The sequence below is a fragment of the Georgenia satyanarayanai genome (assembly GCF_023715365.1).
GTDB classification, from domain to species: domain Bacteria; phylum Actinomycetota; class Actinomycetes; order Actinomycetales; family Actinomycetaceae; genus Oceanitalea; species Oceanitalea satyanarayanai_B.
This window is the reverse complement of the sequence record NZ_JAMBNZ010000009.1, coordinates 101,560-114,994: the sequence shown is the minus strand read 5'-3', so window position 1 is coordinate 114,994 and position 13,435 is coordinate 101,560. Positions and strand designations below refer to the sequence as shown.

15 protein-coding genes are annotated in these 13,435 nt (G+C 72.9%); 1 reads left to right on the top strand and 14 read right to left on the bottom strand.

All coding sequences use genetic code 11. From position 1 onward, the window contains the following. Window positions 1-28: 28 nt before the first annotated feature. The 5 genes from M3148_RS12300 to rpsB form a co-directional block, all read right to left on the bottom strand. Window positions 29-940: a phosphatidate cytidylyltransferase gene (locus M3148_RS12300; protein ID WP_308203247.1), complete on the bottom strand. Its 912-nt coding sequence runs from the start codon at window positions 938-940 to the stop codon at window positions 29-31. After that, complete coding sequence (frr, locus tag M3148_RS12295; protein ID WP_251304992.1) at window positions 941-1,498, bottom strand: ribosome recycling factor; 558 nt, start codon at window positions 1,496-1,498, stop codon at window positions 941-943. Then, a complete protein-coding gene (gene pyrH, locus M3148_RS12290) occupies window positions 1,495-2,286 on the bottom strand; it encodes a UMP kinase (protein WP_251304991.1) in 792 nt (263 codons plus the stop codon). Before pyrH ends, frr begins: the two co-directional genes overlap by 4 nt. 70 nt (window positions 2,287-2,356) lie before the next feature. Beyond that, window positions 2,357-3,196 (bottom strand): translation elongation factor Ts, encoded by an 840-nt coding sequence (gene tsf, locus M3148_RS12285; protein WP_251304990.1) that lies wholly within the window; start codon window positions 3,194-3,196, stop codon window positions 2,357-2,359. Between the two features lie 27 nt (window positions 3,197-3,223). Beyond that, entirely contained in the window at window positions 3,224-4,231 is a 1,008-nt protein-coding gene (gene rpsB, locus M3148_RS12280) for a 30S ribosomal protein S2 (RefSeq protein WP_251304989.1), read from the bottom strand. 504 nt (window positions 4,232-4,735) lie between these two features. Here rpsB and M3148_RS12275 point away from each other — a divergent pair. Beyond that, window positions 4,736-5,287, top strand: a complete 552-nt coding sequence (locus tag M3148_RS12275; RefSeq protein ID WP_251304988.1) for a M23 family metallopeptidase — start codon at window positions 4,736-4,738, stop codon at window positions 5,285-5,287. 235 nt (window positions 5,288-5,522) lie between these two features. Here the strand turns inward: M3148_RS12275 and M3148_RS12270 are convergent, their stop codons facing one another. From M3148_RS12270 to rplS, 9 genes are all read right to left on the bottom strand, one after another. Next, window positions 5,523-6,473, bottom strand: coding sequence for a tyrosine recombinase XerC (locus M3148_RS12270; protein ID WP_251304987.1), 951 nt, complete (start codon window positions 6,471-6,473; stop codon window positions 5,523-5,525). A gap of 17 nt (window positions 6,474-6,490) precedes the next feature. Beyond that, the gene (gene fdhA, locus M3148_RS12265; protein WP_251304986.1) at window positions 6,491-7,696 is read right to left on the bottom strand and encodes a formaldehyde dehydrogenase, glutathione-independent; all 1,206 of its coding nucleotides are present in this window, start codon (window positions 7,694-7,696) and stop codon (window positions 6,491-6,493) included. Window positions 7,697-7,804: 108 nt separating this feature from the next. After that, window positions 7,805-8,992: a DNA-processing protein DprA gene (gene dprA / locus M3148_RS12260; protein WP_251304985.1), complete on the bottom strand. Its 1,188-nt coding sequence runs from the start codon at window positions 8,990-8,992 to the stop codon at window positions 7,805-7,807. Continuing rightward, a complete protein-coding gene (locus M3148_RS12255) occupies window positions 8,985-10,520 on the bottom strand; it encodes a YifB family Mg chelatase-like AAA ATPase (RefSeq protein WP_251304984.1) in 1,536 nt (511 codons plus the stop codon). Before M3148_RS12255 ends, dprA begins: the two co-directional genes overlap by 8 nt. Before the next feature lies 1 nt (window position 10,521). After that, window positions 10,522-10,884 carry a YraN family protein gene (locus tag M3148_RS12250; protein WP_251304983.1) on the bottom strand — a complete coding sequence of 121 codons (363 nt, stop codon included), beginning with the start codon at window positions 10,882-10,884 and terminating at the stop codon, window positions 10,522-10,524. 109 nt (window positions 10,885-10,993) lie between these two features. Next, entirely contained in the window at window positions 10,994-11,299 is a 306-nt protein-coding gene (locus M3148_RS12245; protein WP_110852344.1) for a DUF2469 domain-containing protein, read from the bottom strand. 7 nt (window positions 11,300-11,306) lie between these two features. Beyond that, window positions 11,307-12,080: a ribonuclease HII gene (locus tag M3148_RS12240; protein WP_251304982.1), complete on the bottom strand. Its 774-nt coding sequence runs from the start codon at window positions 12,078-12,080 to the stop codon at window positions 11,307-11,309. Window positions 12,081-12,105: 25 nt separating this feature from the next. After that, complete coding sequence (gene lepB / locus M3148_RS12235; protein WP_308203246.1) at window positions 12,106-12,867, bottom strand: signal peptidase I; 762 nt, start codon at window positions 12,865-12,867, stop codon at window positions 12,106-12,108. Window positions 12,868-12,949: 82 nt separating this feature from the next. Next, window positions 12,950-13,291: a 50S ribosomal protein L19 gene (rplS, locus tag M3148_RS12230; RefSeq protein ID WP_251304981.1), complete on the bottom strand. Its 342-nt coding sequence runs from the start codon at window positions 13,289-13,291 to the stop codon at window positions 12,950-12,952. Window positions 13,292-13,435: the final 144 nt, after the last annotated feature.

The following is a 13,435-nucleotide window of genomic DNA, read 5'->3' as shown; positions in this document are numbered from 1 at the left end:
TGCCGATTGTTCCATGCGTTCCTGGGAGTCAGCCGACGAACGTCGTGAGCAGGAGGTAGCTGGCCGGCGCCGTCATGAGCAGGGAGTCGAGCCTGTCGAGGATTCCGCCGTGACCGGGCAGGAGCGTGCCCATGTCCTTGAGTCCGAGATCACGCTTGAGAAGCGACTCCGAGAGGTCCCCGACGGTGGCGGTGACCACGGCACCGGCCCCGAGGAGCAGCCCTACCCACCACGGCGCGTCCAGCGCGAGGAGCGCCAGCCCCACACCGACGGCGGCCGCGAGCACGAGGGAGCCGCCGGCTCCCTCCCACGACTTCTTCGGGCTGATCGACGGCGCCATCGGGTGGCGGCCGACGAGGACGCCCGCGACGTAGCCGCCCGTGTCGTTCGCGACGGCGCACAGCACGAGGGTGAGGACGAGCCAGGGCCCGCGGTCCTCGGTGAGGAGGAGCACGGCGAAGCCGGCGAGGAAGGAGACGTAGGCGGAGGCGAGGACGCCGGCGCAGGCGTCGCGCACGGCGTCGGGACCTCCGCCGTCGAGCACGCGCCACACGAGCACGCCGCCCGCGGTGAGGAAGAAGGCGACGAGCATCGCTCCCGGCCCGGCGGTGTAGGCCGAGACGAGGATGCCCGCGTTTCCCACCCACAGCGGCAGGAGCGGCACGGCGACGCCGCGGGTGCCGACGGCGCGCGCGAACTCCCACAGCGCACCGCTCGTGGCGAGCAGCGCGAGGACCACGAACGCCTCCTCGCGCACGAACAGGCTCAGGAAGAGCACGCCGAGCAGGCCCAGACCGACGGCGATCGCCGCGGGCAGGTTGCGTCCCGCGCGGCTGGCCGGCTTGGGCGGCGCCTGGGTCACGATGGCGCGCCGCGCACCCTCCTGGATCTCACGGATCTGACGGCGGGTGAGCGGCGGGTCACCGCCGGTGGTGCTCACTCAGACCTCGAGGAGCTCTCGTTCCTTGCCGGCGAGGAGCTCGTCGACGGCGTCGACGCGCTTCTTCGTCAGCCCCTCGAGCTCCTTCTCCGCGCGGTCGACCTCGTCCTCGCCGGCCTCGCCGTCCTTCTTCATCCGGTCGAGCTCGTCCTTGGCCTTGCGGCGGACGTTTCGGATGGAGATGCGCGCGTCCTCGGCCTTGGTCTTGGCGAGCTTGACGTAGTCGCGGCGGCGCTCCTCGGTGAGGACGGGCAGCGCGACGCGGATGACGTTGCCGTCGTCCGTGGGGTTGACGCCCAGGTCGGACTCGCGCAGCGCCTTGATGATCGCGTTGGCGGCGCCCCGGTCGTAGGGCTGGATGAGGACGGTGCGCGCCTCGGGGATCGTCAGGGACCCGAGCTGCTGCAGCGGAGTGGGCGCGCCGTAGTAGTCGACGAGGATCTTGGAGAACATCCCCGCGTTCGCCCTGCCGGTGCGGATGCCGGCGAAGTCCTCGCTGGCCACCTCCACAGCCTTGTCCATCTTCTCCTCGGCCTCGAAGAGGATCTCGTCGATCACCGTGTCTCCTTCATGTCGTCTCCTGCCGCGGAGGTGTCGCCACCGCCGTCGACCGTCACCAGTGTGCCGATCTTCTCACCGAGCAGCGCACGCGTGACGTTGCCGGGCGTGGTCATGCCGAACACGCGCATGGTCAGGCCGTTGTCCATGCACAGCGAGAACGCGGCGGCGTCGACGACCCGCAGACCCTGGCGCAGCGCGTCGCCGTAGGTCACGTGGTCCAGGCGGGTCGCCGTGGGGTCGAGGTTCGGGTCGGCGGTGTAGACGCCGTCGACGCCGTTCTTGCCGACGAGCACCTCGTCGCAGTGCGTCTCGAGCGCACGCTGGGCCGAGACCGTGTCGGTGGAGAAGAAGGGCATGCCCGCGCCGGCGCCGAAGATGACGACGCGGCCCTTCTCCAGGTGCCGCACGGCGCGCAGCGGGATGTACGGCTCGGCGACCTGGCCCATCGTGATGGCGGTCTGCACGCGGGTGCGCACGCCGGCCTGCTCGAGGAAGTCCTGGAGGGCCAGGGCGTTCATCACGGTGCCGAGCATGCCCATGTAGTCGGCGCGGGAGCGGTCCAGGCCGCGCTGGGAGAGCTCGGCGCCGCGGAAGAAGTTGCCACCGCCGACGACGATGGCGATCTGCACGCCGGCGGCGTTCGCCTCGGCGATCTCCTTCGCCACGCCGGCCACGACGTCCGCGTCGAGACCGATGGAGCCGCCGCCGAAGACCTCACCGGACAGCTTGAGGAGGACCCGGCGGGGCGAGGGCCCGCTCGCGGGAGTGTCGGACGAGACGTTCATGCAGACCTCCGGAAGATGGTGTGCGGGTGGCCCCGGCCCGTGCGGGCCGGGGCCACCCGGACGACGTGTGTCAGGCGCCGACGCGGAACCGGACGAAGCCGGTCAGCGTGCCACCAGCACCCTCGACGACCTTGCCGACCGTGGTCTTCGGGTCACGGGCGTAGGCCTGCTCGAGGAGCACGGTCTCCTTGAAGAAGCCGTTCATGCGGCCCTCGACGATCTTCGGGAGCGCAGCCTCGGGCTTGCCCTCGTTGCGGGAGGTCTCCTCGGCGATGCGACGCTCGTTGGCGACGACGTCCTGCGGAACCTCCTCACGGGTGAGGTACTGCGGGCTGTAGGCCGCGATGTGCATCGCGACGTCCCGGGCGACCTCGGCGCCCGCAGCGTCCGTGGCGACGAGGACGCCGACCTGCGGGGGCAGGTCCTTGGCGGTGCGGTGCAGGTAGTGCGCCACCTTCGCGCCGGAGAGGCGGGCCACGCGACGCACGACGAGCTTCTCGCCGAGGGTGGCGGCGTGCTCGTCGACGAGGGCGCCGACGGTGCTGTCACCGGCGGGGGCCGCGAGGAGGGTCTCGACGTCGGCCGCACCGGAGGCGACGGCGGCCGCGAGGACCTGCTCGGCGAGGGTGATGAAGACCTGGTTCTTCGCGACGAAGTCCGTCTCGGAGTTGAGCTCGACCATGACACCGGTCTCGCCCTCGCCGTCGGCGACGACCTCGATCGCGATGAGACCGTCGGAGGCCGCGCGGCCCTCACGCTTGGCCACGCCCTTCAGGCCCTTGACGCGGATGATCTCGATGGCCTTGTCGGCGTCGCCGTTGGCCTCGTCCAGCGCCTTCTTGACGTCCATCATGCCGGCGCCGGTCTTCTCGCGCAGCGCCTTGATGTCAGCGGCGGTGTAGTTCGCCATGTGTGTGTCTCCTCGGAGTGTCGGGGATCAGGCCTGGCTGGCGGGGGGCTCGTCCGCCGCGGGGGCGTCCGTCGCGGGGGCGTTGTCGGCCACCTGCGTGGTGTCGGGGCCCTCGGCGCTGACGACGGGAGCGGACTCCTCGCCGGCCTCGGCGGCGGCGGCGACCTGCTCGGCGTCGTTCGTCACGCCGGCGACGTGCTGGGCGGCGTCGACGGCCGCGTCACCCTGCTCGGCGACGACCGGCGAGGCCTGCGCGCTCTGGTCGGCCTCGTTGGCGGCGAGGAGCTCGCGCTCCCACTCGGCCAGCGGCTCGGCCTCGGTCGGGGCGTTGCCCGAGCCGCCACCGTGACGCGTGACGAGACCGGCAGCGGCGGCGTCGGCGATCACGCGGGTGAGGAGACCGACTGCGCGGATGGCGTCGTCGTTGCCCGGGATGCCGTAGTCGACCTCGTCCGGGTCGCAGTTGGTGTCGAGGATGGCGATGACGGGGATGTTCAGCTTGCGCGCCTCGGCGACCGCCAGGTGCTCCTTCTTGGTGTCCACGATCCACACCGCAGACGGCACCTTGGTCATGTCGCGGATACCACCCAGCGTGCGCGAGAGCTTGTCCTTCTCGCGGCGCTGCATGAGCAGCTCCTTCTTCGTGAAGGAGCTGGAGGCGACGTCGTCGAAGTCGACCTGCTCGAGCTCCTTGAGGCGCTGCAGGCGCTTGTTGACGGTGGTGAAGTTGGTGAGCATGCCACCGAGCCAGCGCTGGTTGACGTAGGGCATGCCCACGCGCGCGGCCTGCTCGGCGACGGCTTCCTGCGCCTGCTTCTTGGTTCCGACGAACAGGATCGTGCCGCCGTGGGCGACCGTCTCCTTGACGTACTCGTAGGCACGGTCGATGTCGGTCAGCGACTGCTGGAGGTCGATGATGTAGATGCCGTTGCGCTCGGTGAAGATGAAGCGCTTCATCTTGGGGTTCCAGCGACGGGTCTGGTGCCCGAAGTGGACCCCGCTCTCGAGGAGCTGGCGCATGGTGACGACGGCCATGGCTCGTCCTTTCCGGTGCGGGTGCTCCGCACGTCCTGCGAACAGGGCGCGGGCGTACCGCTGCCTTGTCCGCTACTCGGTTGTCTGTGGTCGACCGGGTGGTCGCCACTCCTGGTGCTCACGACTGCCGGCCCCCGCCTTGGCGGGACCGCGCCGGCTGCCTCGCGTCGCTGGGTCCGAGGGACTGCGAGCGCGACATGTGGGCACGCGATGTCAACCAGATCGCTCCGGCTGCGGTGCCAACTCTACCGCACCCCACCCCCTCCCCCCGGCAGCGCAGGGAGGACCGCCGGTGTGTGGTACCCGCGACACCGAAAGCCCCATCCCGCCGACAGCTGGATTCCGCCCCGCACCCCACCCACGCCGACGGCTGACGTGTGACTCCCTCCCCCGACCGCCGAGCGCTCACTTGTGACCGGTCCACCGGTCACCGTCGCGTGGCCGCCATCCCCAGAGGCCGTCAGACGTCCGACGGTGCCGGCGCGCTGCCCCGATGCTGGTGCCATGGGTCTCAGCAGTGGCACCGTGGCTGCGGCGGGTGTGCTCGCCGTCCTCGGTGGTGCGCTCTTCCTGGCCCAGCAACCCGCGCCCGCGCCACAGGTCGCCGTGCAGAGCCCCACCACGTCAGTCGACCGGGTCCGGTACGAGTGGCCGACCGGCGGCTCCGGAGAGGTCGTCCGCCCCTTCGCCGCACCACCCGAACGGTGGGCGGCGGGTCACCGCGGCGTCGACCTCGCCCTCCCGGCGGGCGCAGATGTCGGGGCGGCAGGCGACGGCGTCGTCGCCTTCGCCGGTCGGGTCGCCGGCCGCGGCGTCGTGTCCGTCGACCACGCCGACGGCCTCCGCACCACCTATGAGCCGGTCACGGCGACAACTCGCCGCGGCGCCCTGGTGACGGCGGGACAGGTGGTCGGCGTGCTCGAGCCGCTCGGCCACCACTGCCCTGACGAGCCGTGCCTGCACTGGGGAGCACGGCGGGGTCGGGACGGCTACGTCGATCCGCTCACCCTCCTCACCGAGGATGTCGTGATCCGGCTGCTTCCCCAGCACGGGTGAGGGACCGAGCCCGCCACCGGGTCCGATCCGCGCTGCACGGCTCGACGTGCGCCAGCAGTCCGCTGGCGGGCGGGGTCCGGCTGTCAGCGGCACGTGAGCCGCCGGTAGTGACCGAGCCGCTGGTGGGCGGGACCCGACTGTCGGCGGCAGGCGACCGGTCGGTCACAAGTGAGCTGTCGGCGGAAGGTGGGGCGTCGGGAATACGTCGCCTCTCGGCGATGAACGGGCAAGACGTTCAGGCGCGGGGGTGGGCTTGGGTGTAGGCGGCGCGCAAGCGCTCGGGAGTCACGTGGGTGTAGCGCTGGGTGGTGGCGAGGGAGGCATGGCCGAGCACCTCCTGGACGGTGCGCAGGTCCGAGCCACCGGCGAGCAGGTGGGTGGCGGCGCTGTGCCGCAGGCCGTGGGGCGACATGTCGCGCACGCCGGCGAGCGCGGTCAGGCCGTGCACCCGCTCGCGCACCGCCCGTACGCCCAGACGCCCTCCCCGCGCGCCGAGGAAGAGGGCCGGTGGCGACGTCGGCGTCACGAGCTCCGGGCGGCCGCGTTGGAGCCACTCCGCCAGTGCGCGGTCGGCGGGGACGCCGAAGGGGACGACCCGCTCGGTGCCGCCCTTGCCGAGCACCCGCACGGTCCGCTCACGTCGGTCGACGGCGGCGAGGTCCATGCCGACGAGCTCGGCGACCCGCACGCCGGTCGCGTAGAGCATCTCGAGGACCGCCCAGTCGCGCAGGTGGAGGGGGTCGCCGTCGTCAGCCACCTGGGCCGTGAGGTCCAGCAGGACGGTCGCCTCGTCGACGGCGAGGACCTGCGGCACGCGCTTGTCGGCCCGCGGGCTCTGCAGCCGCGCACCGACGTCCTCGGCGAGGTGCCCCTGGCGCACGGCCCAGGAGCAGAAGGTCCGCGCGGCCGCCGCGCGGCGGGCGAGCGTCGACCGCGAGCGCCCCTCGCGGGCCTGCCCGGCCAGCCACGCGCGCAGGGCGGTGAGGTCGAGCCGGGCGAGGTCCACGGCGCCGTCGTCCTCGCGCAGCGTGTCGAGGAGGGAGCGGACGTCGGAGAGGTAGCCGCGCACGGTGTGCTCCGACAGACCTCGCTGCAGGGCGAGGTGGCGCCCGAAGGCGTCGAGGAGCGCGGAGGGGTCGGGCACGTGCTCACCGTCGCGCGTCCCGGCGGTGAGGGCAAGCCTCACCGCCAGGCGCGTCGGTCTCAGCGGATCGAGCCGTGGGCGTCGATGACGTACTTCTTCGCCGCGCCCTTGTCGAACTCCTCGTACCCGCGGGGTGCGTCGTCGAGGCTGATGACCTCCGCGTTGACGGCCTTGGCGATGTGGATCTTGTCGTTGAGGATCGCCTGCATGAGGCCGCGGTGGTACTTCATCACCGGGGTCTGCCCCGTGACGAAGGTGAGTGCCTTCGCCCAGCCGGTCCCGAAGTCCATCGACAGGGCGCCACGCTGGGCCGCCTCGTCGATGCCGCCCGGGTCACCGGTGACGTAGAGACCGGGGATGCCGACCGACGCGCCCGCAGACACGATGCTCATCACGCTGTTGAGCACCGTCGCCGGGGCCTCCTTGCCACCGTGACCCATCGCCTCGAAGCCGACGGCGTCGACGGCCGCGTCGACCTCGGGCACCTTGAGCAGGTCCTCGATCTGCTCGTGCGGCTGCCCCTTGCTAAGGTCGATCGTCTCGCAGCCGAAGCTGCGCGCCTGGGCGAGGCGCTCGGTGTTGAAGTCACCGACGACGACGACGGCCGCGCCGAGCAGCTGCGCCGAGGCGGCGGCCGCGAGCCCGACCGGTCCCGCTCCGGCGATGTAGACGGTTGAGCCCGTCCCGACCTTCGCGCTCACCGCACCGTGGTACCCGGTCGGCAGGATGTCGGAGAGCATGGTGAGGTCGAGGATCTTCTCCATCGCCTGCGCCTTGTCCGGGAAGACGAGGGCGTTCCAGTCCGCGTAGGGGACGAGCACGTACTCGGCCTGCCCGCCGACCCAGCCACCCATGTCGACGTAGCCGTAGGCGCTGCCGGGCCGGTCGGGGTTGACGTTGAGACAGATCTCGGTGCGCCGCTTCTTGCAGTTGACGCAGCGGCCGCAGGAGATGTTGAAGGGCACGGAGACGAGGTCGCCCTTCTTGACGAACTCCACGTCCCGTCCGACCTCGACGACCTCACCGGTGATCTCGTGGCCGAGGACGAGGTCCGCCGGCGCCGTGGTGCGCCCCCGGACCATGTGCTGGTCCGAGCCGCAGATGTTCGTCGCGACGGTCTTGAGGATGACGCCGTGGTGCACCTGGCGTCCCACGTTCGCCGGGTTGACCCCCGGCCCGTCCTTGAGCTCGAAGGTCGGGTAGTCCGTGTCGATGATCTCCACCTGACCGGTGCCCTTGTAGGCGACTGCGCGATTTCCTGCCATGTTCTTGCCCTCCTCTGCTGAGCCGGCCCGCGGGCGCCTCGTCGCGTCGGTGTGGCCGGTACGACGACGACATCGTCGCCCTGCCACGTTACCTCACTGTGACGTGGCTCACGTCAGCCTCGGGGTGCGGCGCCAGCCGCTGCCGCTGCGCTGGGCGTGGCCGCTCAGCTCGAGCCGCCCCACACCGGCCCGCACCTCCCGCTCGCTCAGTCCGGCCGCCCGCGCGAGGCTGGCCAGGCTCGCGGCGGACCTCGCCGGCAGGGCGTCGAGCACCCGGGAGCCGAGGGGGTCGAGCCCGTCGAGCAGGCCGGGCTGCACGGGCCGGTCCGGCGCGAGGTCCTCACCGCTGGGTGCGAGTAGCTCGAGGACGTCCGCGGCGTCGGTGACGCACACCGCGCCGTGGTCCCGCAGGAGGCGGTGGCAGCCCGCCGAGGCCATCGAGGTCACCGGCCCCGGCACCGCGGCCACCGGACGCAGGAGGTCCTCGGCGTGCCGGGCGGTGTTGAGGGCGCCCGAGCGCCACCCGGCCTCGACGACGACGCACACCCGGCCGAGGGCGGCGATCAGGCGGTTGCGCTCGAGGAAGCGGTGGCGGCCGGGCGACGAGCCGGGTGCCGGCTCGGCCAGGACGACGCCCTCGTCCATGATCGTCTCGAGCAGGCGGGTGTTGCCGGCCGGGTAGAGACGGTCCACTCCCCCGGCGAGCACCGCCCACGTGAGGCCGTCGGCGCTGAGCGCGCCGCGGTGGGCAGCGGCGTCGATCCCGTAGGCGCCACCGGACACGACGACGACGCCCCGCTCGGCGAGCTCGATGGCCATCTGCGCGGCAAGGGTCTCCCCGTACCGGGTGCTCGCGCGCATCCCGACGATCGCCACGGCCGGGCGCGGCAGGTCCAGGCGGCCGTTGCCGCGCACCCAGAGTGCCGCCGGCGCCCGCTCGGCGAGGTCCCCGAACACGGTCGGCCACTCCTCGTCACCCGGCAGGAGGAGACGACCGCCGAGGGCGTCGAGCATGCTCAGCTCGCGCCGGATGTCGAGGTCGTCGAGGCGCGGGACCCACCGGCCCACGGCCTTGCGCCAGTCATCGGCGGCGACGGCGTCGTCCACGAGGACCCCGCCGGGTGGGAGGACCGAGCTCGAGCCGGCGCGCCGGACGTGGCACAGCCACTCGAGTGCTGCGCCCGCCCCAAGGCGGGCGCGCAGCACACCGGCGGCGCGGTCACCGGGCTCGGCGACGCGTGTCCACGCGGCCGCGGCCAGTCGCTGGTCGGTGGTGTCGAAGGGCAGGTCAGGCACCGGTGCCTCCTCTGATGCGCAGGCTCATGGCGGCCCCGACGTCGTCGAGGTCGGGGTGGGGACGCTCGGAGAGGTCGGCGAGCGTCCAGGCGATCTTGAGCACGCGGTCCATCCCCCGCAGGCTCAGCGTCCCGGAGTCGAGGGCCCGCTCGAGCACGGCACGCGGCCGCGTCCCCAGCCCCTGCTCCGGGGCGCGCAGCCACGCTCCGGGAACCTCGGCGTTGCTCTGCCACGGGGTGCCCGCCAGCCGCCGGTGCTGGGCCGCACGCGCCGCGGCGACCCGCGCGGACACGACCCGGCTGCTCTCCCCCTCCGAGCCGAGCGCGGCGGAGGCGCGGGTGACCGCGGGGACGTCGATCTGGAGGTCGACGCGGTCGAGCAGGGGCCCGGACAGGCGGGCGAGGTACCGGCGCCGCTCCAGGGGCGTGCACGTGCACGCCAGGCCTTTGCCCGTCGCCTTGCCGCAGGGGCAGGGGTTGGCGGCGAGGACGAGCTGGAAGCGGGCCGGGTAGCGCGCGGCGCCACGGGCGCGGTGGACGACGATCTCCCCGTGCTCGAGCGGCTGGCGCAGCGAGTCGAGCACCCGCCGCGCGAACTCCGGGGCCTCGTCGAGCAGGAGCACGCCGCGGTGGGCGCGGGAGGCGGCGCCGGGACGCGGCACCCCGGACCCGCCTCCGACGATGGCCTGGGCCGTGGCCGTGTGGTGGGGGTCCTCGAAGGGCGGGCGTCGCAACAGTCCCCCACCGGCGTCGAAGGTGCCGGCCACCGAGTGGATCGCCGTCACCTCCAGGGCGTCGGCGTCCTCGAGGTCGGGCAGCAGACCGGGCAGGCGCGCGGCGAGCATCGTCTTGCCCGCTCCAGGCGGCCCGACCATGAGGAGGTGGTGGCCCCCGGCGGCGGCAACCTCGAGGGCGAAGCGTGCCTCGTCCTGCCCGATGACCTCCGCGAGGTCCGGGGGCGTCCGCGCCGCCGGCGGCGCCGGCACCGGCAGCGGCTCGGGCACCGGCACGCTCACGTCCGCGCCGTACTCGCGCGCGAGCTCGGTGAGGTGCTGGACCCCGCGCACCCGTGCACCGGGGACGAGCCGTGCCTCGGCGAGATTGCCGGCGGGCACGACGACGTCGGGCCGGCCGGCGGCGACGGCGGCGGCCACCGCGGGCAGCACCCCGCGCACCGGGTGGACGCGTCCGTCCAGCCCGAGCTCGCCGAGGTGGACCGCCCTCCCGGCCCGTCCGGCGTCGGGCAGGCCGTCCGCCCCCAGGCAGGCGACCGCGATGGCGAGGTCGAAGGCGGAGCCCGCCTTGGGCAGCGACGCCGGGGAGAGGTTGACGGTGCGCCGCCGCGCGTCCCAGGGCAGCCCGCAGGACGTCACCGCGGCGCGGACGCGCTCGCGTGCCTCGGACAGCGACGCGTCGGGCAGCCCGACGAGGATGAAGGCCGGCAGCCCGCTCGCCGCGTGCGCCTCGACCTGGACGAGGTGGCCCTCCACGCCCACGAGCGCCACCGACCACGTCCGTGCCAGGCCCACCTCAGCCCACCGCCCGCAGGTGCTCGACGAGCGCGGGGCGCCCGTGGCGGCGCAGCACCGCGACGACATCGATGCGCACCTCGGCGGCGCGCGTGCCGTGCTCGCTCAACCAGCGCCCGGCCAGCCGCCGCAGCCGCTCGAGCTTGACGGCGCCCACAGCCTCGGAAGGGTGGCCGAAGCCAGTACCGCTGCGGGTCTTGACCTCGACGAAGGCGATGGCGTCGGAGCGCGGGTCCCGGGCGACGATGTCGATCTCGCCCTCGCGGCAGCGCCAGTTGCGGTCGAGGATCTCGTAGCCGTCCTCACGGAGCATCGCTGCGGCGATGCGCTCGCCACGGGCGCCGAGCTCGTCCTTTGCGGCCACGGGGCACCACCTCCGCGACCAGCGTCGCCGACGCCGCCCGGGCGGGTCCGGGCACGGTCACCGACCGGTGGACAGCTTCAGCGCGAGCCCGCCCTGTGGGGCAAGGGCCTCAGGACGGGAGGTTGAGCTCCGCCCGCGGCAGCTCCTCGACGTTGACGTCCTTGAACGTCACCACCCGCACCGAGCGCACGAAGCGCGCGGACCGGTAGACGTCCCACACCCACGCGTCCCCGAGGGTCAGCTCGAAGAACACCTCGCCGCCCGCCGAGCGCACCTGCAGGTCCACCTCGTTGGCGAGGTAGAAGCGACGCTCCGTCTCCACGACGTAGGAGAAGAGCCCGACGACGTCCCGGTACTCGCGGTACAGGCCGAGCTCGAGATCGGCCTCGTAGTTCTCCAGGTCCTCAGCACTCACGTCCCCATCATGCCCCGGGACGAGGGAGCGCCGCACCGGCGGGCACCGGGACGGGCGTGGCCTCGCGCACAGCTGCCTCGGTGACGGCGGCTTCCCGAGCGGGCTCCTGAGCCGTCGGCAGACGCCAGGACCGGCGGTGCAGCTCGGTGGGCCCGAGCTCGCGCAGTGCGGCGAGGTGCCCGGGGGCGGAGTAGCCCTTGTTGGCCTCCCAGCCGTAGGCGGGGTGCTCCTCGGCCAGCCCGACCATGATCCCGTCGCGCTCGCACTTGGCCAGCACGCTCGCCCCCGCGATGACGGCGCACCGCAGGTCGCCCTTGACCTGGGTCCGCACCGGCGGGACAAGGACGGGCAGCTCGGGGTCGAGGCCGCCGAACAGGTCGTCGGGCGGGGTGAGCCAGTCGTGGATCCCGTCGAGGACGACGACGTCGGGCACCAGCCCCTGCCCGGCGAGCGTCACCAGGGCCCGGGTCCCGGCGAGCCGCAGCGCGGCGATGATGCCGAGGGCGTCGATCTCGTCCGGCCCGGCGTGCCCGACGGCGCTGCCCACCGACCAGCGGCGCACCGGCTCGCACAGGGCCTCCCGGGCGGGGGCGGTGAGGAGCTTGGAGTCGCGCAGCCCGCGGGGCAGTCGCCCGGTGCTCGCGTCGACGAGGCACACGCCCACGCTCACGGGCCCGGCGAGGGCGCCGCGCCCCACCTCGTCCATCCCGGCGACGAGCCGGTGGCCGGAGTCGAGCAGCTCACGCTCCAGCTGCCGGGTGGGCGCGCGGTTCACAGGCACGCAGCCATCGTAGGCACGGGCCCGGTCAGGGCTCGGGCACCTCGGCGAAGGTGTCGCCCGGGTTGCGGAGCACGGTCCAGCTGTCGAAGGGCCACAGGATGAGCACGGCGGTGCCGACGACGTTGCGCATCGGCACGGCACCACCGCCCGGGTCGCCCTGGTGGGCGCGGGAGTCCTGGGAGTTGGAGCGGTTGTCGCCCATGAGCCACAGGTGGTTCTCGGGGACGGTGACGGAGAACTCGGTCTCGCTCGGGGAGACACCCGGCTTGAGGTAGGGCTCGTCGATCCCGACGCCGTTGACGGTGATCCGTCCGTCCGCGTCGCAGCACTCGACGGTGTCCCCGCCCAGGCCGATGATCCGCTTGATGAGGTGCTCACCGGCGTTCTGCGGAAGCAGGCCGACGAAGGTGAGGACCTCCTCGACGCCGCGCTGCAGCTGGTTGCGGGTGTCGGGCTGGGGCTCGAGCCAGCCGCCTGGGTCGACGAAGACGACGACGTCGCCGCGGCTGACGTCCAGCGGCCCCGGCGCCAGCTTGCTCACCAGCACCCGGTCCCCGACGGCGAAGGTGTCCTCCATCGAGCCGGAGGGGATGAAGAAGGCCTGGACGAGGAAGGTCTTGATGAGGACGGACAGGACGAGCGCGCTCACGACGACGATCGCGGTCTCCCGCAGCCAGCCGCCCGTGCGCCGGGCTGCCGGCCCGGCGGCGTCGCCCGGCTCCTCGGACCGCAGCTGCTCACGGTCGCGGCGCGTGGCGCTGGTCCGTGCGTCGTCGTCGTTCGTCACGGCCTGCGCACTCCTGTGTCGGAAAAGAACTTCTGCCCGGCTCGAGACGAGCCGGGCAGAAGTGATGGTACGTGCTCGCGAGTCAGCGCTTCTCGCGGATCTTGGCCTTCTTCCCCTGCAGACCGCGCATGTAGTACAGCTTGGCCCGGCGGACGGCGCCGCGGGAGACGACCTCGATCTTGTCGATCGACGGGGAGTGGATCGGGAAGGTGCGCTCGACGCCGACGCCGAAGCTCACCTTGCGGACGATGAAGGTCTCGCGGACCCCAGCGCCGGAGCGGGCCATGACGTATCCCTGGAAGATCTGGATACGGCTGCGGTTGCCCTCGACGACCTTGACGTGGACCTTGAGGGTGTCGCCCGCCCGGAAGTCGGGGATGTCGTCGCGCAGCGATGCTGCGTCGACGTGGTCGAGGGTCTGCATGGTTGTGCCTTCCCGCTGGTGCCACAGGTCACCGGCGCTGTTCGTGGCAGCGGACGCTGCCGACATCTGATGGTGGCCACGCTGCCCGGATGCGCCGGTCCCCTGAGGCAGACCGCGCGCCGTGAGCGCATGACCGGTCCATCT